Below are 22,736 nucleotides of genomic sequence, written 5' to 3' on the forward strand. Positions count from 1 at the left end.
TAACGCGCGAATAGCCGGATAGTTCACCATTCGAGGCGAAACCTGTAGGGCTGCTATTGGAATGGAGGAAAACCAAAGGGAGAAACCCCGACGTTTGTGTTTGGTGCATAATGACGCCGGGGTGCGCTTCACCGCTGATGCAACGAAGCGCGCATGGAGATGATTGCATAAAGGCGGCAGAAAAATGAACCCGCTCAGGTTGCATCGAGAAGAAGGAGTGGGAGACGCTCAACAAGGGCAGCGTGGCGTCTCCCATGTCAATTGCGCGCTATTGGGGCAACACGCAATTTAACGGACTGGTGTGTCTTCCAGTCGGGCGGTTGCTTGGGCCGCCGAAGATGAATTTACAGTGGGCCACGTTTATCTCAATCGAAGATTTGTAACGAATATTTGCTGGGTATTTCCCGGCTTTGCCGTCACGGTAACTAATTATTATAACAATAAAAATCTTTTGAATAATATTTGCAAATATATTAAGTTGATCACAGATGTTTGAAAAGTCGTATCTGTTCATTTTGAGTTCATGCGCTAAGTTTCATGATACTTCCATCAAGAGGAGTACAGGAAATGAAGCTCTTTAGTGGACTTGTTGCCGGAATTGTTGGCGTTGGCTTATTGGTCGGCGCGGGAGCAGCTTCCGCTGCGCCGGTGGCCAATCTCGCAAAGCCCGGCGTAACCTCCAATGTGGAACAGGTGCGCGATCATCGCGGTTACCATTCGCACAAGCACTGGAAGAAGCGCAATTACCACAGGCGGGACCATTGGCGATCCGATCGTCGTCACTACAGGGATCACCGCTGGCAATCGCATCGTCATTACAAGCGCGATTACTATCGCGGGCATTACCGGCATCACGGCGGCCGATGGAACGGCCCGGGCAGTTCCAATCGATAAATGATAGGGGGCGCGTGAGCGCCCCTTTTTATGTGGCCCGTCGAACATCGTGATTATGCAAAACGTCGGTAATTGACTGTATCTCCGTTTCACTGAAACATGCGATCAGTGTGATCAGACTCGGAGATCGACATGTCGGAAACCGACGATAAAGCCAGCAAGTTTCGTCAGGAAGTTCTCGATAGGGTGTTGCGTTATCTGGGAAGGTCTCCAGAGACGTTAACCGCCCGAGAAAAGTCCGTTCTTAAGCGATTGGCCGATCGGCAGACAATCGCGCAAGATATCAACGAATCCTTCGACGAAAAGCGGACTACCGGACAGCGTCTGGCCGATAAGGTCGCCGAGTTTGGCGGCTCGTGGACGTTTATCATTGTCTTTGGTGTCATTCTCGCGGCTTGGGTGGCGTTCAACAGCCTGCTGGCTGCGAAAGCGTTTGACCCTTACCCGTATATTTTTCTCAATCTGGTCCTTTCCATGCTGGCGGCAGTCCAGGCGCCGATCATCATGATGAGCCAGAACCGGCAGGCGGCTAAAGACCGGCTGGATGCGTCGCACGACTATGAAGTGAATTTGAAGGCCGAGATTGAAATCATGGCTTTGCATGAAAAATTCGATCAGTTGCGCTCAAACGAACTCAGAGGGCTGATCGAGAAGCAGCAGCAGCAAATCGAAATTCTGTCTGGCATCCTGCTGGAGAAAAATCAGAAGCAATCCTGATTACGCGGCAACATATATCGTCGTCCAACGTATTTTTTGCAAGTCCGTATTCCCGAAGCCAGATGCGGGGCTTGCTCTGAGAGAAAACGGTATTTCATGTCGAAGTTTTTAAAGCGATTTCTACAGTCGGCTGTTGGTTTGGTCGTTCTGCTGCTTGTCGGCGCGGCAGTATGGCTCGGTTTCAGTCCACCGGAGCTTTTGCGGGTCGGCACGGGTTACGCGGCCAAGATCGTCTGCTCCAATGTCTTTATCGCCAAAAGAGATGCCGAGGCGGTTCTCGCCGATGACGTCCAGGCGCCCGGAAATCCGCTCCTGAAATTCCTCAATGTCGCTGTGGACGACAGTTCCCATACTGTAACAGTTCGGATTTTCGGTTTCTTCGCGCCAAGCAAGGCCGTGTTCCTTTCCGGTCAGGGATGCGCAAATATTCAATCGACCGATAGTCGCAGTATCGCCAGCGATGAAGCCGCATCAGCGGCGATGCCACCGCTGGACATCGCAATTTCTACCAAAGTACAGAACGTTATCGAAGACAAGGAACTGACGGGCTCTGGCATGCGCGCCGTTGCCGTCATCCATAATGGTCAGCTGGTCGCCGAAACCTATGGTGAGGGCTTCAGCGCAGATACACCGCTCCTTGGCTGGTCGATGACCAAATCCGTTATGGCGACACTGATCGGGATGCGCATCGCTGAAGGTCGGATGGATTTGGCTAAAAGCAATCTTCTGCCGGAATGGCAGGACGACGAACGCACCAAGATTACCGTTGCCAATCTGATGGCCATGGAAAGCGGGCTGCGGTTCAACGAGAATTACGGAACGGTGGCGGATGTTACGCGTATGCTGTTTCTCGAAAAAGATATGGCTGGATTTGCGGCTTCGCTTCCGCTGGAGGCGCAACCGGGAACGAAATTCAGCTATTCCAGCGGTACGGCGAATATTCTGTCCAAGCTTTTTATGTACAGTTTCGACAATCGCAATGAAGCACTCGTCTATCCGCGCATCGCTCTGTTCGAACCGCTCGGCATGACCAGCGCCATGTTGGAAACCGACGCGTCCGGGGTTTTTGCGGGCTCATCCTATATGTATGCCACCGCACGCGATTGGGCCAAGCTGGGTGCATTTCTGGCGGACGGAGGTAGAATAGACGGCAAACAGCTTCTGCCAGCGGATTTCGTATCGTTTATGCGCAAACCGTCATCAGCCTCTGATGGGCGCTACGGTTCAGCGCAGGTCTGGTTGCGCGCAAGCGGGGCCAAAGCGGGCGAGGGCGGCATCCCCGATGATGCGTTCTGGATGTCCGGCCATGACGGGCAAACCGTCATGATCGTCCCGTCCATGCATCTGGCTGTGGTGCGTCTCGGGCTGACACCTAACCGTTCCGGCTATAGCGTTCAAAACCTCGATGCGCAGATCATAGAAGCGCTTCGTTAGGCCGTCAGTCAGCCAGCACCAACTTACTGAAATCCTTGCCGCTCGGGTTCTGGAAGGCGCTCAGGCCGAATTCCGGCAGCACCGCATAGAGGTGGTCAAAAATATCGGACTGTATCTGCTCGAACGAAGCCCAGACCGTGGTGTTAGCGAAGCAGTAGATTTCCAGAGGCAATCCTTCCGGGGTCGGGTCCATCTGGCGCACGAGCAGCGTCATGCCTTTATGAACACCGGAGTGATTGCGCAGATAGTTCTCCACATAGGCGCGGAACGTGCCGATATTGGTGAAACGGCGCGTGTTGACGGGATTTTTGGCGCGGTCGCCCAGTCTATTGTTCCATTCGGCGATTTCCTTGGCCTTTTTGGGCAGGTAATCGGCGAGCCAGTCGACCGAAGCCATGCCTGCACGCTCATCGTCGGAGAGGAAACGGATTGAGTTCTGATCGATGTAAAGCGCGCGCTTGATGCGTCGGCCACCTGATTCCTGCATGCCGCGATAGTTCTTCATCGGTTCGGTGATGAGCTTGCGGATCGGAATGGTGGTGATTGTTTTGTCGAAGTTCTGCACCTTGACCGTATAAAGCGCGATTTCCGTCACATCGCCATTGGCATCGAGGTTCTTCATCTCGATCCAGTCTCCCACGCGAACCATGTTGGAGGAGGCGATCTGCATACTGGCGACCAGTGAGAGCAGCGTGTCCTGAAAAACGAGGATCAGCACGGCAGCCATTGCACCGACACCGGAAAGCAGAATAACCGGCGACTTATCAAGCAGGGTTGCGATGATGAGGACCGCGGCGATGATATAGACCGCCAGCTTGGTAACCTGAATGTAGCCCTTGATGGGCCGATAACGCGCTTCAGGACGGCGATGATAAAGCGTGTCCACGACACCGAATGCCGAGTTCACTGCCAGCGCCAGTGTCAGAATGATGAAGGCGATTGCAACATTGCGAATAATGGTGATTGCCGTCTCCGGCAGTCCCGGGATTGCCACAATGCCGGAAGAAATGATCAAGGCAGGAATGATATTGGCCAGACGGCTGATGACGCTGTGCTGTTTCAGCTCTTCATCCTGACCGAATGGGGTCTTCTGAACAATCCGGTCAAGCAGCTTGAGCAGGATCGCCTTGATCAAAAAATTTGCGACGAATGCAGAGAGAAACAATCCCCCAAGAGCCGTCAGCGTCTCCGCCCACGGATGTGCAATAAAGAATTCCGACAATAGATTTTCCCGAGACGTGTTTTCGCGAGTGTTGATGGTTGCCGTTCAACGACTGCCACAGTTTTGATGATTGTATCATCGAGATCTATTGCGAAATAAGGCGACGTGGCTCTTAAATCAACCGCTGAGAGTATTTTTAGGTGATGCCGATCCGGTCGAATTGTCCACGGACTGGCATCTGAATGCGGATTGCTACAGTCGCTGAACTTCAAAGAGAGGCGGTTATGCCGCCATCGACATAGAGCACATGGCCGTTGACGAAAGACGAGGCATTGGACGCAAGGAAAATGCAGGCGCCGACAAGTTCATCGACCTTGCCCCAGCGCCCCGCAGGCGTCCGCTTTTCAAGCCAGCTCGAAAAAGTCGGATCGGAAACAAGGGCGGCGTTCAGTGGCGTATCGAAATATCCCGGCGCAATGGCGTTGCATTGCAAACCGTATTTCGCCCAGTCGGTGGCCATGCCTTTGGTGAGATTGCCAACCGCGCCTTTGGTGGCGGTATAGGGAGCTATACCCGGTCTGGCGAGGGCCGTCTGGACGCTGGCAATGTTGATGATTTTGCCTGTGCCGCGTTTGATCATATGTCTGGCGACAGCCTGTCCCACATTGAACACTGTGGAGACGTTGGCTCTGAATAAGCGTTCAAAGGCATCGGCTGGAAAGTCTTCCAGCGGGGTGCGATGCTGCATGCCCGCATTGTTAACGAGAATGTCGATGGGACCGAAATCCGCTTCGAACCCGTCTATGGCGGCGCGAACTGCTTCATGGTCCGTCGCATCGAAGGCCAGTGTGTGCTTCACGCCGAGGCTTTCGGCTGCCGCCTTCAGCTTGGCCGCATCGCGACCGTTGAGAATGACGTCAGCCCCAGCGTTGGCGAGACCCTTTGCCAACGCATAGCCGATCCCTTGCGACGAGCCGGTCACAAGCGCGCGTTTGCCTGTCAGATCAAAAAGTTGGACGCTCATATCTTCTCCCGGAGCTATTCGGTTAGAACGAAGCGATGGAATCCGCCGCGCACTTTTCTTGAAATTGCTTAGCTGAATGCGATCTGGGTTTTCATAGATTGCGTTTTATCCGACGCAATATCGAAGGCCCTCAGCGCTTCGGCCAGCGGTAGTGTCTGCGTGATGAGCGGTTTAACGTCGATCAACCCGTCCTGCATGAGCTTTACGGCCAGTGCAAATTCTTCGTGAAAGCGGAAGGAACCACGCAGATCGAGTTCCTTGGCTGTTATCGTGTTGATCGGCAGGTTCATCTCGCCGCCAACGCCGAGTTGGACGATGATACCGCGTGGTCTCACGGCGTGAATGCCTGCCACAAGGGCGGATGCTGCGCCGGAACACTCATACAATATATCGAACGAACCTTTGTTCTGGCTGAATTCGGCCAACCCTTCCGGGTTCTGCGAAAGATTGATCGTGCGATCCGCACCAACCTTGCGCGCAAAATCCAGCGCTGGCCCGGAAATATCCGCAGCGACGATCTCCGCCGCGCCTGCGCGACGGGCCGACAGGATCGACAGCGTACCGATCGGGCCGCATCCGGTCACCAGCACGCGCTTGCCCAATATCTCGCCTGCGCGGCGTGTCGCATGCAGCGTGACCGCGAGCGGTTCAGCCATTGCCGCTTCACCCGCGTTGAGGCCATCGGCCTTAACACACTGGCTCGCCTGTGCGACGAGCTGCTCCCGGAACGCGCCTTGTATATGCGGAAAGGGCATCGCCGATCCGTAAAAGCGCATATTGAAGCAGTGATTGGGCAGTCCTTTGAGGCAATATTCGCAGTGACCGCAAGGACGCGACGGTGATATGGCGACAAGATCGCCGATGGCCAGCCCGGAAACACCTTCGCCAAGCGCCGCGATATGTCCGGAAACCTCGTGCCCGAGGATCATCGGTTCCTTGACGCGCACGGTGCCGAAGCCGCCATGATTATAGTAATGCAGGTCCGAGCCGCAAATGCCGCCAACGGCGAGACGGATTTCAACCTCACCGGGGCCGGGCGTCTCTGGCTCACACTCGTCAATACGCAAGTCCTTTGCAGCGTGGATGACAATCGCTTTCATCGCGTCCTCACAGAGCCGGATTGGGAGTGGCCGACCCGCGAAGTGAGCCGACAAATTATTGAAGACCAGTATGCCCACAAGTCGCGCGTTTGAAACCCTTATCCGCAGCGAAACTCACAAAACATATGGCATTGCTTTTACAGCAGAACGTACGGGCAGTTTCCCTTCATCACAAACAGAAAGAGCGCCCCGAGGGGCGCTCTTTTATCATTTCGCAATGCTCGGCGGTTTCTTGCCGTCATTCGATCAGCTGCAGCCGCTCGTCGCACCGCAGGTGTCGCACTTGAGGCAGGTGCCGTTACGCACCATCGTGAAGTTCTGGCACTCCGTGCAGCTATCGCCGGTGTAACCCTGCATCATCGACTTGATGCGACGGTCGGCTTCGATCTTCTTTGCCGAGGTGGCGCTTTCAGCACGGGCCGAAGCGGCATCGGCAGCAGCCTTGTCGGAGAACAGTTCGGTTGCAGCCGAGGTTTCCTGCTGCTGAACCGGAGCGGTCTGTTCTTCGAACTCACGCTTGAAAGCCGTTGCACCTTCCGTCACCAGACCGATGGTCGCCGGGCGGCCAGCCGGAGTGGCACTAGACTTCAAGGTCGTGACATTCGATGCCTGCGGCGCCGATGCCGACGATCCCTTGGCTTCGCTGCCCGGTGTCGTGTTGGTCACCAGCGTCGGCTTGTAGCCGCGCGTCCAGCCGGTCGAAACCAGGTTGGTCTTGCCTTCCTGGATACCCTTGCCGAGCGCCGTGTTCGAGAAATCGCTCGTGTCGACATGGGCGAGGTCGTTGCGGCCCAGATAGGACACAGCCAGTTCGCGGAACACATAGTCGATGATCGACGTTGCGGTCTTGATTGCGTCATTGCCGATGACGATGCCAGCCGGTTCGAACTTAGTGAAGGTGAATGCCTCCACATATTCTTCCAGCGGTACGCCATATTGCAGGCCGAGCGAGACAGCGATGGCGAAGTTGTTCATCATCGCACGGAAAGCGGCGCCTTCCTTGTGCATATCGATGAAGATTTCGCCGAGGCGTCCGTCACCGAACTCGCCGGTGCGCAGATAGACCTTGTGTCCGCCGACAACTGCCTTCTGGGTGTAGCCCTGACGGCGGTTTGGAAGCTTTTCGCGCTCGTGCACGATCTTCTCGATGACCTTCTCGACGATGCGTTCCGTCACCTGAACGGCGCGGGCTGCGGCCGGTGCTTCGATCAGCGCTTCGATTGCATCATCTTCGTCTTCATCGTCCGAGATCAGCGCGGCGTTGAGCGGCTGCGAAAGCTTGGAACCGTCGCGGTAAAGCGCATTGGCCTTCAGAGCCAGCTTCCAGGACAGCATGTAGGCGTTTTTGCAGTCTTCGACGGTCGCATCGTTCGGCATATTGATCGTCTTGGAGATCGCGCCCGAAATGAATGGCTGTGCAGCAGCCATCATGCGGATGTGGCTATCCACCGACAGGTAACGCTTGCCGATCTTGCCGCACGGATTGGCGCAATCGAACACTGCGTAATCTTCTTCCTTGAGGAATGGTGCGCCTTCGAGGGTCATCGCGCCGCAAACATGGATGTTGGCAGCTTCGATGTCCTTCTTGGAGAAGCCCAGTGCTGGCAGCATTTCAAACGAGAAATCGTTCAGCTGTTCGTCGGTGAGCTTCAGCACGTCCTTGCAGAAATCTTCGCCCAGCGTCCACTTGTTGAAAGCGAACTTGATATCGAAGGCGCTCTTGAGCGCTGCATTCAGAGCTTCGATCTTCTCATCGGTGAAGCCTTTGCCGCGCAGCGACGAAGGATTGACGCCCGGAGCCTGATTGATGTTGCCGTGACCGACAGCATAGGCTTCGATTTCGGCGATCTGGCTTTCCGAGTAGCCGAGCGTGCGGAGTGCTTCCGGCACGGCGCGGTTGATGATCTTGAAGTAACCGCCACCGGCCAGCTTCTTGAACTTTACGAGTGCAAAGTCAGGCTCGATGCCGGTCGTGTCGCAATCCATGACGAGGCCGATCGTACCGGTTGGCGCGATAACCGTCGACTGGGCGTTGCGGTAGCCGTGCTTTTCACCGAGTTCCAGCGCCTTGTCCCAGGCCGCACGGGCATGGGTGATCAGGTCCTGATCCGGGCAGTCTTCAGCAATCAGCGCCACCGGATTGACGGCGAGGCCTTCATAACCTTCAGTCTCACCATGGGCGGCCAGACGATGGTTGCGCATGACGCGCAGCATATGTTCCGCATTCGGCTCATAGCTTGGGAAGGTGCCCAGTTCCTTCGCCATCTCGGCGGAGGTTGCGTAGGCAATACCGGTCATGATTGCGGTCAATGCACCGCAGATGGCGCGGCCTTCATCCGAGTCATATGGGATACCGGAGGTCATCAGCAGGCCGCCAATATTGGCATAGCCAAGGCCGAGCGTGCGGTATTCGTAGGAGAGGCGGGCGATTTCCTTGGATGGGAACTGCGCCATCATCACCGAAATTTCGAGAACGATGGTCCACAGGCGTGCCGTGTGCTCGTAAGCCGCAATATCGAACGAACCGTCCTTGTTGCGATAGGTGAGCAGGTTGATCGACGCCAGATTACAAGCCGTGTCGTCAAGGAACATATATTCCGAGCACGGGTTGGAGGCACGGATCGGACCGGCGACCGGGCAGGTGTGCCAGTCGTTCATGGTCGTGTTGTAGTGCAGACCCGGATCAGCGGACGCCCATGCGGCATAACCGATCTTTTCCCAAAGATCGCGCGCCTTCAAGGTCTTCATGACCTTGCCGTCCTTGCGTGCGGTCAGGTTCCAGTCGCTGTCGTTTTCGACGGCGCGCAGGAATTCGTCCTTCAGCGAGACGGAGTTGTTCGAGTTCTGGCCTGAAACCGTGAGATAGGCTTCCGAATCCCAGTCCGTGTCATAGGTCTTGAACTGAATGTCGGTATAGCCCTGACGTGCAAACTGGATCACACGCTTGACGTAGTTTTCAGGAACCTGGTTCTTCTTGGCTGCCTTGATTTCGCGCTTCAGGGCAGGGTTCTTCGACGGATCGAAGCAATCATCATTGTCGGCTTCGCAGTTGACGCAAGCCTTCATGATTGCAGCCAGATGCTGCTTGACGATCTTGGAACCGGTGACGAGCGAAGCGACCTTCTGCTCTTCCTTCACCTTCCAGTCGATATATTCTTCGATATCCGGATGGTCGATGTCGACAACGACCATCTTTGCAGCGCGACGGGTCGTGCCGCCCGACTTGATGGCACCCGCAGCGCGGTCGCCGATCTTGAGGAAGCTCATCAGGCCAGAAGACTTGCCGCCGCCGGAAAGCTTTTCGCCTTCGCCGCGCAGATGGCTGAAGTTGGAACCCGTGCCGGAGCCGTATTTGAACAGGCGCGCTTCGCGAACCCACAGGTCCATGATGCCGCCTTCATTGACCAGATCGTCAGCGACGGACTGGATGAAGCAGGCATGCGGCTGCGGGTGTTCGTAGGACGACTTGGATTTGGTCAGCTTGCCGGTCTGCCAGTCAACGTAGAAATGGCCCTGGCCGGGACCGTCGATGCCATAAGCCCAATGCAGGCCCGTGTTGAACCATTGTGGGCTGTTCGGAGCAACGCGCTGGGTGGCGAGCATATAGGCAAGCTCGTCACGGAAGGCGAGGGCGTCGTCTTCCGAGCCGAAATAGCCGCCCTTCCAGCCCCAGTAGGTCCAGGTGCCGGCAAGACGGTCAAAAACCTGACAGGCATCCATTTCGGAGCCATAACGCTCGTCCTGCGGCAGCGATGCCAGCGCATCTTCATCGGCGACCGAGCGCCAAAGCCACGACGGGACGTTGTTTTCTTCGACTTTCTTCAGATGGGCAGGCACGCCAGCCTTGCGGAAATATTTCTGCGCAAGAATGTCTGCTGCAACCTGACTGAACTGAGCCGGTACATTGATGTTTTCCAGGCGGAATACGATGGATCCATCGGGATTTTTGATCTCGCTGGTCGCAGTCCGAAACGCGATGTCCGCATAGGCCGACTGATTCTCTTTCGTGAAACGGCGTTCGATCTTCATCTTTTCCATCCAAACGTTCTATATATAGTAGCGCCAAGGGTGAGTTTCCACCATGGCCCGCCACTTGCTGTCTGTACCGCGTCTCTGTCTGAAAGCTCTTCTGCGAGGAAGGGCCTCTTGGTGAGGATTCCGGCATATAACCGGGATCCCGAATTCTGTTTCTGCTGCATCCGGCGCATAACAAAACACCCCAAGGCAGCCAGAGCTATCCTTGTCAGGGGCATTGCAAACCAACAAATCAGCAGATCGAAAAATACTCTATCTTGTAAGAAGCATGAGCGCAAATACTAAATCTAGTGTTAACGCTCTTTCGTCATGTGGCTGCATCTGCTTCTCCGAAGGTGGTCCGGCCCGGAAATCGGGCACGACGAAGCCCGGAGCGAATTCTACGCTGAGTAAGCGCAACGCCCGTTCCAGAACTTGACTAACCTGAAAGAAAGACCGGCAATTCAGACGCCCGGTCACGCCACTTACGCAACGATAAGTTCATAAAAAACGACTCGGCTGCGAGCGTCAAGCATTGGTTTGTTGTAAGGCGTCTAACGCTAGATATTGTGCGTGAGGCGCTGGGGGGTAATGTGGATAACGGGGAGAAGAGACGCTTTTGCGAATGAAGCCGGCTAAAACGCTTTTACCCCTTTTTAACCATTCATTGAGGGCAATTATTGCGCAAAAACAGTGGGATCGAACCACGTTTTGATGAAAGATCTGAGCAAAAAGCGCGAGATGACAGACAAAATCGGTCCGCAATGGGCAATCAAAGCCTTGCACTGGATGCTTTGAATTGCGCTCAGGGAGCAGTGGTGGCGGCGATTGCGAGGCCCTATAGGCGGAATCGCCGCTGGAAACGCTACGGTTAAGCCGAGCGAGCGCAGAAATGCAGCGATAATGGAGAAATGGTGCCGCTATTCAGCGGCGACCCTCATACCCGAATCACCAAAGTGAAGAAGAATCTGCTTCAGTTCGGTCTCTTCGACGCGCCTTGCGGCCTCCTCCGGGCATACCCATTCGCAGATGCGCTGATCCCGCTCCGGCCAGCTCTTTTCCTGGCCGGTGAAACGGACGGCATAAACTGCGACCGAAAACTGATTGATCCGCTCGGGCGGCATATCCATTTTGCAATAATTGAAGTTGCCGACAGGTTCTGGAGTGACATCACCGCGTATGCCTGCTTCTTCGAAGGCTTCGCGCAATGCCGTTTCAGCGAGCGTGCGACCGACTTGCGGCCAACCCTTGGGGATGATCCAGCGGCCTGTACCACGGCTCGTGATGACAAGAACCTGAAGAGCGCCCATTTCGCGACGATAGACGAGGGCCGCAACCTGCTGCAAACGGCCAGAAGGCGTAAGAATACGCTTTTCCGTTGCAATAAGTTGTTTGGCTGCCGTCTTCACTGCGAAATTCCCTCTTTTCCTTAAAATGGAATGATTCGTCAAAATAACAACTGCTCAAATGCGCAGCACACCTTACAAAAGGACAAAAAAGTCCTTCATTTTAAAGAAACTATTCAAATACAGGGAGAGGGCGTCATTTCTTAACGCCGAACCTGATCACTTTGAGCGCCATTTCGACCATTTTCTTATAGCACGCGATTACGGCAGAAATATCCCTTTTTTCATTTTCGTTTATTTTCGTTTTAAATGCTCGTTTGGGCAGCACCATCTTTGAGGAAAGTCTCGCCTTGCTGCTGGCTTCATACGCAGAACAATTGCGCCAAATAAAAATGCCAGCCGGTTAGGGCTGGCATTGAGAATGTCTTGGAGCGCGATGAAGTAGAGTTTATCCGCGCTTGTCGCCTGCAATCGGCTCGAGATAGGTGTAGCCCATATCCCAGGGGAAATAGATCCAGGTGTCCTGCGATACTTCGGTCACAAAGGTGTCGACCAGCGGACGGCCTTTGGGCTTGGCATAAACCGTTGCAAAATGCGCCTTCGGCATCATCTCGCGGACGATAGCGGCCGTCTTGCCGGTATCGGTGAGGTCGTCGACGACGATCACGCCTTCGCCGCCATTTTCCAGAAGCTGTTCGCCGATGCCCTTGAGGATCTGCATTTCGCCCTGCGACGTGTAGTCGTGATAGGAAGCAATGCAGACGGTTTCGATAAGGCGGATGCCGAGTTCACGGCAAATAATGGCCGCTGGCACCAGACCGCCGCGCGTAATCGCGACGATTGCACGCCAATCGTGCCCCATGCCGGAAATGCGCCAGGCAAGCGCGCGGGCATCGCGGTGGAACTGATCCCAGGATACTGGAAAGGCTTTATCGGGCAAGGACATCGAAACGCTCCATGGAACAGTCCGTGGGCTGTGGCCCACAGACTGGCTAAACCAAAAATGCGCGATGACCACCGTCAAGCGCGCTGAACTGTGTAGACCTTTGTTTCGCCATCTGCGCCACCACAAGAGAGGCTGCAACACGATGAAAAGGTTTCTTCAACCCGGCACAGTCAGCGCCGGGTAGTGCTGATAACCGCAAAAACACCGATCTTGCAAGTCCGTTATGGCTTGAAGACGCCTGATGTGACGAATTGGGGATAATTGTCCGCTCGAAATGAGCGGACATGTCACCGTGAAAATAGTGTCAGAACGGGAAGTTCATTGAGCATTGAGCGGGTCACGCCGCCGAAAACCAGCTCGCGCAGACGCGAATGGCTATAGGCCCCCATGACAAGCAAATCGGCGCGCTCCGCGATGATATGTTCGCGCAGCGCATCCTGCGCATAGCGTCCATTCGCGCCGAGCGGCGTGACATTCACTTCAATGCCGTGGCGGGCAATCGATTCAGCCAGTTCGGTACCCGCCAGCGCTTCGTCCTCGCCTTCGGCTTCTGGCGGATCGACCCAGACGATTTCAGTACGGCCGGCCTGTTTCATCAGGGGCAAGGCATCGAATGCAGCGCGAGCCGCTTCTCTCTTGCCGTTAAAGGCGACAACAATCCGGTCAAGCGACACTGGCCGCATCACAGGCGCATAAGGCACGAGCAGAACCGGGCAGCTTGAATTGAAGACAATAGTGTCGGCGGTTTCGTCATTGGTGGCCGGATCGTCGGGGTCCGGCTGGCCCGCAACCAGCAATTCCGCACCAAGGCACGAGGTCAGAACGCCATCGGCAGCGGTGCCGGTTTCGGAGCGTGTGATACGAAATTCGAAATGCGCATCCTGACGACGCATCTCTTCTTCAAAGACGTGTTTCAGCCGTTCAGACAGTTCCTTGTGCTGCTTGTCGTGCAGTTCGAACATGCCGGGATCAATGAACCCGTTGGGATCGGCATAAACGATAGGAGAGGGGATGGAGTAGAGGCCGATGACATGAAGATCGGGCACTTTTCGCATCAAAAGCGCGATGGCGGACAGAACCCGCTTCAGCTCGGCCTCGCTCCGGGAATAGGCAACCACCGTTTTGTAGGTCATGACCGATCTCCTTCCAGCTGTGTTTCCATTTTAGCATAGAATGCAACGAGTTGCGCTGGCAAAAGGTTGCAAAACTTAAAGGACGTGTTTTCGAAATGTCGGTTTGGTCAGCTTGCGCCGGACGCCACCAGCCTGGCAATCATCGCTTCGATTTCGGCAGCCGCCGCATCAATTTTCTGTGGGTCGCTGCCGCGCACCACAAGCTCGGTGCTGAAGCGCCCGCTTTCGAACTTCGGATAGGAACCGATAATGGTATCGGGGTTCTGCTTCTGGATTTCAGCCAGCGGCGCGCCGATCACGCCTTCACCGAACGGACAGAGCACAGCGCGCGACAAGAGCTTGCGGCCGGTCCGCAAGGTTGGGATCACATTGTCGAGCATGGCCTGAAAAACGGACGGAACGCCCGCCATCACATAGACATTGCCGATGTGGAAGCCCGGCGCGGAAGAAACCGGATTGTCGATATGTTCCGACCCTTCCGGCATACGGGCCATGCGCTTGCGTGAATCGGTAAATTCCAGACCGCGCCGCGCATAATTGTCGCCAAGAAGCTTCATGGCCTTTTCATCATAGATGCAGGGCACGCCGAAGGCTTTCGATACGGCGTCGGCAGTGATGTCGTCATGGGTCGGGCCAATTCCACCCGAGGTAAAGACATAATCAAAATTCGGACGCAGGGCATTGAGCGCGGCGACAATGGCGTCTTCCTCGTCGGGCACGATGCGTACTTCCTTGAGATCGATGCCCACGGCGGTCAGCAGATCGGCCAGATGCCCGATGTTCTTGTCCTTGGTGCGTCCGGAGAGAAGTTCGTCGCCAATGGCGAGCATTGCAGCCCTGACGGCCTGCTGCGAAGTGTCGGTCATGCCCAGACTCCATTTCAATCTGGCGACAGTTAAGCCTCAGGGGCACCCCGCCGCAACCGGTTTGTCGCAAAAGACAAAATGTTCCTCCGATCGGTCATCTTCCCAAAATGAAAATGCTCTCTAGTTGAGTGAATGCGGAAAAGGGGTTCCGCAAAACCGAAAACGGAGACGTCAGATGGTAAAGGTTCTGGTGCTGTACTATTCGTCCTACGGGCATATGGAGCAGATGGCCAAGGCTGCGGCAGAAGGTGCGCGCGAAGGCGGCACGGAAGTCACGATCAAGCGGGTGCCCGAACTGGTTCCGCTCGATGTCGCTAAGGCCTCGCATTATAAGGTCGATCAGGACGCACCGATCGCATCGCCGAACGATCTGGTCGAATATGATGCTATTATATTGGGTACTGCGACCCGCTACGGCATGATGGCCGCGCAGATGAAGAATTTTCTCGACCAGACCGGTGGTCTGTGGGCCAAGGGTGCGCTGCTCAACAAGGTCGGCTCTGTGATGGTTTCAACGGCGACGCAGCATGGCGGCGCGGAACTGGCGTTGATTTCGGCGCAGTGGCAGTTGCAGCATCACGGTATGATCATTGTGCCGCTTTCCTATGCCTATCAGGGGCAGATGGGCAATGATGTGGTGCGCGGCGGCGCGCCTTACGGCATGACGACGACGGCAGACGGCGACGGTTCACGCCAGCCATCGGCACAGGAACTGGAAGGCGCACGTTTTCAGGGCAAGCGTGTCGCTGAAATCACCGCCAAACTGCACGGCTGACGACATTCCATCAAAACAAAAGCCGCCGGGAAAACACGGCGGCTTTTGTATGAAAAATTGTGGTGCGGTCGGCGGGACTTGAACCCGCAAGCCTAAAAGGCGACGGATTTTAAGTCCGTTGCGTATACCAGTTTCGCCACGACCGCAGCGACAGGATTTCTATGTCATGATTTGCGCGTTGATTTCAAGACAGAAAGCTTGTCAGCAATTACAGCTGAATTATCGAATATCCTTATGTTCTAAAATAGAAAAGCGGTATGATCGGCGCGTTTTCCCGGCCATGATTTTGATCGGTTCGCGCCAGATGCCACTATTTCCGCAAAAGCCTGTCAGCTGACGAATTTTGGATATGACAAGCTGTCAGGAATGATTTACGCCTAGAGCTGGACCGCTACGCGGCGGTCTGGGGCTTAGTAACCCCTTTATCACTGCGTGGTTGGCGTCACCGAAAGGCGCCGAACCTTCGTCCTTTATGGTCAGGGTGCTTGCGACGTATGTCCAAGCTTCTCTGAAGCCAAAGGTCGTGAGGCCGTCGCAGTGCGGTTACTAACACCCTGATCACCAAAGATCGAAGGGCACAATGCGGGGGCGTACCGCGAGAGTGCTTTGGGGGGGGTGACCGGTATGACAGACACTGTAACCTATTACACAATCACCTATGATCATGTTCAGGATTGGTGCGGCGGATTTTTCCGTCAGGACCAGCGGCCAGAAGCCGAGGCCGCGCTACGTTTGATGCAGCGCGAATTACAGAGAGAGCGCTCTATTTCGTGCCACGCGCTTTACCTCGAAGAAATAACAATCCCGCTTCCACTGAACGAAGCCGTGCTGTTCGAACTGCTGAATGACGGTCCGCTGGTGGTCTTCGGAGACCGCAAGATCGTCACTGTTTACTACGTGGGGTAGGTTGGCATTTCCCTTCATCCTTGTTTGCATTGGCAAATCCGTATAGCGATGTGAACACCGAGTAGGAATGAAGAGAGTTTCAGTATGACCGCCTTCGTCAAATCCGTGGCTCAGGCCGAAAAGGCAATGCGTGCGCTTTTCCCCGAAACACAATTGCAGCTCAACGACTATCTCTCCCGCAAATATGGCGCAGAGATTTGGTTGAAGCGCGAAGATCTGACGCCGGTGCGGTCCTACAAGATTCGTGGCGCTTTCAATTTTATCTCCAAGGCCGTCAAGACAACCGACGAGAATGTCGTGTTTGTCTGCGCTTCGGCAGGCAACCACGCGCAGGGTTTTGCTTTCGTCTGCCGCCATTTTGGTCGCAAGGGCGTTGTTTTCATGCCGGTGACCACGCCGCAGCAGAAAATCGACAAGACCCGCGCTTTTGGCGGTGAATTCATCGAAATCAAGCTCATCGGCGATATTTTTGACGTCTGCTATGCTGCGTCGCAGGAATTTGCGGCCAGCAACAAGGGCGTCATGGTGCCGCCCTTCGACCATCCGGGTATTGTGGAAGGTCAGGCGACTGTCGCGCTGGAAATCGAACGGCAATTGCCGGAGGGCAAGAAGCCGGATCTGGTTCTGCTGCCGGTTGGCGGCGGCGGGCTTTCCGGCGGTGTGACGCAGTATATTTCCGATCTTGGCTGGAAAACCGCGTTTCGCTTTGTCGAACCGAAGGGTGCGGCCAGCCTGAAAGGCAGTCTGGAAGCGGGAAAGCGCATCAAGCTTGCCCATGTCGATAATTTCGTTGACGGGGCGGCAGTTGCCGAGATTGGCAAGGAAAACTTCAAGCTTCTCAAAGGCTTTGACGCAAAGTCTGTCATAACGGTTCCGGAAAACCGGCTCTGCGCCACGATCATTGAAATGCTCAATATTGAAGGCGTCGTGCTGGAGCCAGCGGGCGCATTGGGCATTGATGCGCTGAAGGATTTCAAGAAAAGCGAACTCAAGGGCAAGCGTATCGTGATTGTCGTTTCGGGCGGCAATTTTGATTTCGAGCGTTTGCCGGATGTCCGCGAAAGGGCACTGCGCTTTGAGGGCCTGAAGAAATACTTCATTTTCCGCTTCCCGCAGCGTCCGGGCGCATTGCGCTCGTTCCTCGATCTACTGGGGCCGGAAGATGACATCGCGCGCTTCGAGTATCTGAAGAAATCCGCCCGCAATTTCGGCTCGGTGCTGATCGGCATTGAAACGAAGGATGCCGCCAACTTCAAACTTCTGGAAAAGAAGTTCGGCGAGGCCGGCTGGGCTTATCAGGACATTACAGACAATCAGGTTCTGGCTGATTTCATCATTTGAACTGAAGTCTAAAGCGAAAACATTTGCTTTTTTGGCAAAACCACCCCATATGGGCGGCAGGCGCATGGGCCGACGTTAGATGTCGGCTTTCCCGGCATTGGACTTGTTGCGTCACACCTCTGTCTTCCGGAATGGTCTGGTAGCGGAGGGGACCTGAGATCTGCTCGGGCACGGCTGCGCAAGTCGCCAGGGGTTTTCCCGGCGTCCCGTCGTTATCATAAATACGGATTTGGCTCGGGCAAGTTGCGCTTTCCCGGCATTGAAAGCGGACCGCAGATGTGCGGTGCCGCCGAAAGAGATTGAATTGACAAATGAAAATACGGGCGGCTTTGCCGCTCTTGGCGTCACCGGCGTTTTGCTCAAGGGCGTAGAAGCTGCTGGCATGACCGAACCGAAGCCGATCCAGACGCAGGCGATCCCGCCGCAGCTGGAAGGCAAGGACATTCTCGGTATTGCGCAGACCGGCTCGGGCAAGACTGCTGCTTTCAGCCTGCCGATCCTGCAAAAGATCATCGGTCTTGGCGACAAGCGCCGTCCGAAGACAGCGCGCGCGCTTGTTCTGGCGCCGACCCGCGAACTGGCCGTCCAGATCGAACAGACGATCCGCAACGTTTCCAAGACCGCGCATATCTCGACCGCGCTCGTGCTTGGTGGCGTATCGAAGCTGACGCAGATCAAGCGTATCGCGCCCGGCATTGACGTACTGATTGCAACGCCGGGCCGTCTGACGGATCTGATGCGAGACGGTCTGGTTGACCTGTCGCAGACCCGCTGGCTGGTGCTCGATGAAGCCGATCGCATGCTCGACATGGGTTTCATCAATGATGTGAAGCGTATTGCGAAGGCAACCCATGCCGACCGTCAGACCGCACTTTTCTCCGCAACCATGCCGAAGGAAATTGCAGCGCTCGCAGGCAGCCTGCTTCGTGATCCGGTTCGTGTGGAAGTTGCACCGCAGGGCACCACGGCTGCCGAAATCACCCAGGTTGTGCATCCTGTGCCGACCAAGGAAAAGCGTCGTCTTCTGTCGGCTCTGCTGGCGGATAAGAACATGCGTTCGGTTATCGTCTTCACCCGCACCAAGCATGGTGCCGATGCGGTCGTGCGCCACCTTGAACGTGACAAGTTCGACGTTGCTGCCATTCACGGCAACAAGTCGCAGAATGCCCGCCAGCGCGCGCTGAACGGCTTCCGCGATGGCACGTTGCGCATTCTGGTTGCAACCGATATTGCCGCGCGCGGTATCGATGTTCCCGGCATCAGCCATGTGGTCAACTACGACCTCCCGGACGAGCCGGAAACTTACGTACACCGTATCGGCCGCACGGGGCGCAATGGCGCCAGCGGCGCTTCGATCACCCTGTACGATCAGGCGACCGAAGACTCGAAGCTGCGCGCAGTGGAACGCGTGACCCGCACCAAGCTTCCGATCAAGGATGCTCCGGTCAAGCTTGCACCGGCACCAGCAGCAGCGCCGCGCATTTCGATTGTGGGTGAGGACAAGCCGCAGAAGACGCAGCATCGCAAGGGTCCGTCGCCGCAGCAGCATCGTCGTCCAGCGCAGAAGCCGGGCGAACATCGTGCAGGCAACCACGCTTCCGCAAGTGGCCATGCCAATGCGACTGGCGAAGCCGCACCGAAGGCAAAGCGTCCATTTCGTCGCAAGCGCCGTAACGGTAATGGCGGCGGTGGACAGCGCGCTGCATAACCGTTTTCGGAACATCTTTTACAAAAGCCGCCAATTTCGGGCGGCTTTTTCTTTTGAACAGACATTTTGTGGATTGAGTTTGCCGGTTGGCGTGGAAAATTATTCCATCCTTCCTTGAAGGGCAGGGCAGTTCCTCATACTTTCCGGGCAAACAGCTCGGCCAAAGATGAAGGATGGAAGCTATGCTCCAATCGGTTCTAGACGCAATTGGTAACACGCCATTGATTCGTCTCAAGAAGGCTTCCGAAATCACCGGTTGCGAGATTTACGGCAAGGCTGAATTCCTCAATCCGGGACAGTCGGTCAAGGATCGTGCAGCGCTTTATATTATCCGTGATGCAGAGAAACGCGGCTTGCTTCGTCCGGGCGGTGTCATCGTTGAGGGCACGGCAGGCAATACCGGCATCGGCCTGACCCTCGTCGCCAAGGCGCTCGGCTATCGCACGGTGATCGTCATTCCGGAAACGCAAAGCCAGGAAAAGAAGGATGCGCTGCGTCTGCTGGGTGCAGAACTGATCGAAGTTCCGGCTGCGCCTTATCGCAATCCCAACAACTATGTGCGCCTGTCGGGGCGGCTGGCTGAACAGCTTGCCAAAACCGAGCCGAATGGCGCGATCTGGGCCAACCAGTTCGATAACCCGATCAATCGTCAGGCGCATATCGAAACCACTGCGCCTGAGATCTGGCGCGATACCAACGGCAAGGTCGACGGTTTCGTGGCGGCGGTCGGATCAGGCGGCACACTCGTCGGGACTGCTTTCGGCCTGAAGGATCACAATCCTGATATCAAGATCGGGCTCGCTGACCCCTATGGTGCGGCGCTCTATTCCTATTACACGACCGGCGAATTGAAATCGGAAGGCGATTCGATCACGGAGGGCATCGGGCAGGGGCGTATAACGGCCAATCTGGAAGGGTTTACGCCTGATTTCTCCTATCGCATTGCGGATGCCGATGCGCTCGATGTCGTGTTCGATCTCGTGGAGAATGAGGGGCTTTGCCTCGGCGGCTCTTCCGGCATCAATATTGCCGGTGCGATCCGGCTTGCAAAAGATCTCGGTCCGGGCCACACAATTGTGACGGTGCTTTGCGACTATGGTAATCGTTACCAGTCGAAAATGTTCAATCCATCCTTCCTGCGCGGCAAGAACCTGCCGGTGCCGGGCTGGCTGGAAACCATAACCGAAATAGACATCCCATTCGAGGAATAAAACAATGGCCTATGAGACCGATGCGCTTTTCCGTGAAGATTCCTATCTTTCAACGGCGGAGGGCAAGGTTCTCGCCATTACCGAGACTGGCGGTATTATTCTCGACCAGACAAATTTCTACGCGACCTCCGGCGGACAGCCGGGGGATATCGGTTTTTTTGAGCGCGCCGATGGATCGCGGATCGAAATCGCAGCCACCGTTACCGGTGAAACCAAGAATGAAATCGTCCATATGCCAGCCGAAGGGCAGGCAGCACCAACAGTCGGTGAAACGCTCGTTCTGCATATTGATTGGCCGCGCCGCTATAAGCTGATGCGTATGCACACTGCCTGTCATCTTTTGTCCGTCGCCTGTCCGTTCCCGATCACCGGTGCGGCAGTCGGCGAAGATGAAAGCCGTGTCGACTTTGATCTGCCAGATCCGACCTATACGAAGGAATTCGTGACCGAAAAGATCATGGAGCTGGTCAAAGCCAATGATCCTGTTTCGATCAACTGGATCAGCGATGAAGAATTCCTCGCCAACCCCGATATTGTGAAATCGAAGAATGTTCGTCCGCCCGTCGGGCTTGGCCGCATTCGGCTTGTTGCGATTGGTGAAAATGGTTCGGTGGATTCCCAGCCATGCGGCGGCACCCATGTGTCCGAAACGCAGGAAGTGGGCGAAATTCACATTGGCAAGATCGAGAAGAAGGGCAAGGAAAACCGCCGTTTCCGCATTCGTTTCGGCGCCTTGCCAGAAGCTTGAGCATTTGAGGAGCATGATCATGGCTGAGAAGAGCGCATTTGTCGTTTCACGCGACTGGCTGAAAGAACGCGTCGGACAACCGGGAGTAGCGATTGTAGATGCGTCCTGGTATCTGCCCGCCGCGGGTCGCAACGGCCTGGAGGAATATCATGCAGCGCATATTCCGGGCGCGGTCTTCTTCGATCAGGATGTGATCGCCGACAAGGACTCCGGTCTCCCTCACACTTTGCCATCGCCGGAACTCTTCGCGCAGCATGTCGGCGCGATGGGCATCACCGCCGACGAGACGATCATCGTCTATGACGGCCCCGGCATATTCGCCGCACCGCGCGTCTGGTGGATGTTCCGCGTGATGGGCGCCAAGAATGTATTCGTTCTTGATGGCGGCTTCGACGGATGGAAAGCAGCAGGTTATCCCGTGACCGGCGAGCCGACGAAGATTGCAGCCTCGCTATTCACGCCTGCTTTCGATCAGGCTGGCGTTGTTGCTTTCCCGGAAATGCGGGAGATCGTCGATGAGCGTCGCGCGCAGGTTGCCGATGCGCGGGCCGCCGGACGATTTACCGGACGGGATGCCGAACCGCGTGCGGGCATGCGTTCCGGTCACATGCCGGGCGCGCGCAACGTTCCTGTCGGCACGCTATCGGAGAATGGCGAGCTGAGAGATCTGGATAGTCTGCGTGCGATTTTCGACAAGGCAGGCGTCGATCTCGCCAAGCCAGTCGTCACAAGCTGCGGTTCCGGCGTCACAGCGGCGGTCATCATGCTTGCGCTGGCCTCGCTCGGCCATAAGGATAACCGGCTCTATGACGGTTCCTGGAGCGAATGGGGCAGCAGGCAGGATACGCCGGTGGTGACGGGCGAAGCCGACTGATCATGGTCGACAAACTTACAGCCCGCATTACGCATCTGGAAATGCAGACGCGACCGTCGCTTTCCGTGCCGGTTCCGTCTGGCGTGAGGCTCGCCATCATGCGGGCCAGCGACATGCCAGTGCATTTCTATCGCTATCTTTATGAGCAGGTCGGTCGGCAGCATCACTGGATGATGCGCCGGGTGCAAAGCGATGCGGAAGTGGCCAGCATTATCCACGCGGATACGAGTGCAATCCACGTGCTTTACGCGGATGGCAATCCCGCTGGCTTTGTGGAACTGGATCTGACAGCGATGCCGGAAACGGCTGAAATCCTCTATTTCGGTCTGATGGCCGATTTTCAGGGGCGGGGGCTGGGCAAGTTCTTCCTCAGCGAAGCAATTTCCGCCGCCTGGGCTCATGGACCGCAGAAGGTTACCATCCATACCAATACGCTGGACAGTCCGCGCGCATTGCAGCTCTATCAGAAAATGGGCTTTGTTCCGGTCGGGTGGTCTGAGGAAGAAGTCACGCCGTGGGTAGACTAACGATCAGCAT

The 22,736-nt window shown here is 55.8% G+C and carries 19 protein-coding genes and 1 tRNA gene; 11 read left to right on the top strand and 9 right to left on the bottom strand.

What is annotated here, in order from left to right:
• Positions 1 to 567: 567 nt before the first annotated feature.
• The 3 genes from FHW03_RS18255 to FHW03_RS18265 all read left to right on the top strand — a co-directional run bounded on the left by FHW03_RS18255 (position 568) and on the right by FHW03_RS18265 (position 3,045).
• Complete coding sequence (locus FHW03_RS18255) at positions 568 to 894, top strand: hypothetical protein (protein ID WP_182521898.1); 327 nt, start codon at positions 568 to 570, stop codon at positions 892 to 894.
• Between the two features lie 132 nt (positions 895 to 1,026).
• Positions 1,027 to 1,611, top strand: a complete 585-nt coding sequence (locus tag FHW03_RS18260) for a DUF1003 domain-containing protein (protein WP_182521899.1) — start codon at positions 1,027 to 1,029, stop codon at positions 1,609 to 1,611.
• Between the two features lie 96 nt (positions 1,612 to 1,707).
• Positions 1,708 to 3,045, top strand: coding sequence for a serine hydrolase (locus FHW03_RS18265; protein ID WP_182521900.1), 1,338 nt, complete (start codon positions 1,708 to 1,710; stop codon positions 3,043 to 3,045).
• A gap of 4 nt (positions 3,046 to 3,049) precedes the next feature.
• Here FHW03_RS18265 and FHW03_RS18270 read toward each other — a convergent pair whose 3' ends face one another.
• From FHW03_RS18270 to FHW03_RS18305, 8 genes are all read right to left on the bottom strand, one after another.
• Positions 3,050 to 4,267, bottom strand: coding sequence for a mechanosensitive ion channel family protein (locus tag FHW03_RS18270; protein WP_182521901.1), 1,218 nt, complete (start codon positions 4,265 to 4,267; stop codon positions 3,050 to 3,052).
• A 208-nt stretch (positions 4,268 to 4,475) separates the two neighbouring features.
• A complete protein-coding gene (locus tag FHW03_RS18275) occupies positions 4,476 to 5,231 on the bottom strand; it encodes an SDR family oxidoreductase (protein WP_182521902.1) in 756 nt (251 codons plus the stop codon).
• Positions 5,232 to 5,299: 68 nt separating this feature from the next.
• Entirely contained in the window at positions 5,300 to 6,331 is a 1,032-nt protein-coding gene (locus tag FHW03_RS18280) for an L-idonate 5-dehydrogenase (protein WP_182521903.1), read from the bottom strand.
• A gap of 246 nt (positions 6,332 to 6,577) precedes the next feature.
• Entirely contained in the window at positions 6,578 to 10,360 is a 3,783-nt protein-coding gene (locus FHW03_RS18285) for a vitamin B12-dependent ribonucleotide reductase (protein ID WP_182521904.1), read from the bottom strand.
• A gap of 905 nt (positions 10,361 to 11,265) precedes the next feature.
• Positions 11,266 to 11,754, bottom strand: a complete 489-nt coding sequence (locus tag FHW03_RS18290; protein ID WP_182521905.1) for an NUDIX hydrolase — start codon at positions 11,752 to 11,754, stop codon at positions 11,266 to 11,268.
• Positions 11,755 to 12,139: 385 nt separating this feature from the next.
• The gene (gene gpt, locus FHW03_RS18295; RefSeq protein ID WP_182521906.1) at positions 12,140 to 12,637 is read right to left on the bottom strand and encodes a xanthine phosphoribosyltransferase; all 498 of its coding nucleotides are present in this window, start codon (positions 12,635 to 12,637) and stop codon (positions 12,140 to 12,142) included.
• 287 nt (positions 12,638 to 12,924) lie between these two features.
• Positions 12,925 to 13,770, bottom strand: coding sequence for a universal stress protein (locus FHW03_RS18300; RefSeq protein ID WP_182521907.1), 846 nt, complete (start codon positions 13,768 to 13,770; stop codon positions 12,925 to 12,927).
• A gap of 107 nt (positions 13,771 to 13,877) precedes the next feature.
• Positions 13,878 to 14,636, bottom strand: coding sequence for a competence/damage-inducible protein A (locus tag FHW03_RS18305; RefSeq protein WP_182521908.1), 759 nt, complete (start codon positions 14,634 to 14,636; stop codon positions 13,878 to 13,880).
• 175 nt (positions 14,637 to 14,811) lie between these two features.
• Between FHW03_RS18305 and wrbA the strand changes: the two genes are divergently transcribed.
• Complete coding sequence (gene wrbA, locus FHW03_RS18310; RefSeq protein WP_182521909.1) at positions 14,812 to 15,411, top strand: NAD(P)H:quinone oxidoreductase type IV; 600 nt, start codon at positions 14,812 to 14,814, stop codon at positions 15,409 to 15,411.
• A 60-nt stretch (positions 15,412 to 15,471) separates the two neighbouring features.
• On the opposite strand, the gene FHW03_RS18315 is transcribed toward wrbA, so the two are convergent.
• Positions 15,472 to 15,557, bottom strand: a tRNA-Leu gene (locus FHW03_RS18315).
• Between the two features lie 478 nt (positions 15,558 to 16,035).
• On the opposite strand from FHW03_RS18315, the gene FHW03_RS18320 reads away from it, so the two are divergent.
• The 7 genes from FHW03_RS18320 to FHW03_RS18350 all read left to right on the top strand — a co-directional run bounded on the left by FHW03_RS18320 (position 16,036) and on the right by FHW03_RS18350 (position 22,726).
• Positions 16,036 to 16,317: a hypothetical protein gene (locus tag FHW03_RS18320; RefSeq protein WP_182521910.1), complete on the top strand. Its 282-nt coding sequence runs from the start codon at positions 16,036 to 16,038 to the stop codon at positions 16,315 to 16,317.
• 84 nt (positions 16,318 to 16,401) lie between these two features.
• A complete protein-coding gene (ilvA, locus tag FHW03_RS18325; RefSeq protein WP_151591475.1) occupies positions 16,402 to 17,658 on the top strand; it encodes a threonine ammonia-lyase IlvA in 1,257 nt (418 codons plus the stop codon).
• A gap of 304 nt (positions 17,659 to 17,962) precedes the next feature.
• Complete coding sequence (locus tag FHW03_RS18330) at positions 17,963 to 19,366, top strand: DEAD/DEAH box helicase (protein ID WP_377515151.1); 1,404 nt, start codon at positions 17,963 to 17,965, stop codon at positions 19,364 to 19,366.
• 182 nt (positions 19,367 to 19,548) lie between these two features.
• Positions 19,549 to 20,577, top strand: coding sequence for a cysteine synthase A (locus FHW03_RS18335; RefSeq protein ID WP_182521911.1), 1,029 nt, complete (start codon positions 19,549 to 19,551; stop codon positions 20,575 to 20,577).
• A gap of 4 nt (positions 20,578 to 20,581) precedes the next feature.
• Entirely contained in the window at positions 20,582 to 21,325 is a 744-nt protein-coding gene (locus FHW03_RS18340) for an alanyl-tRNA editing protein (RefSeq protein WP_182521912.1), read from the top strand.
• 19 nt (positions 21,326 to 21,344) lie between these two features.
• Entirely contained in the window at positions 21,345 to 22,199 is an 855-nt protein-coding gene (sseA, locus tag FHW03_RS18345; protein WP_182521913.1) for a 3-mercaptopyruvate sulfurtransferase, read from the top strand.
• A gap of 2 nt (positions 22,200 to 22,201) precedes the next feature.
• On the top strand, positions 22,202 to 22,726 hold the full coding sequence (locus FHW03_RS18350; protein ID WP_182521914.1) for a GNAT family N-acetyltransferase: 525 nt from the start codon (positions 22,202 to 22,204) through the stop codon (positions 22,724 to 22,726).
• Positions 22,727 to 22,736 lie beyond the last annotated feature (10 nt).

Source organism: Ochrobactrum sp. RH2CCR150 (assembly GCA_014138095.1).
In the GTDB taxonomy this organism is placed as follows: Bacteria; Pseudomonadota; Alphaproteobacteria; order Rhizobiales; family Rhizobiaceae; genus Brucella; species Brucella gambitense.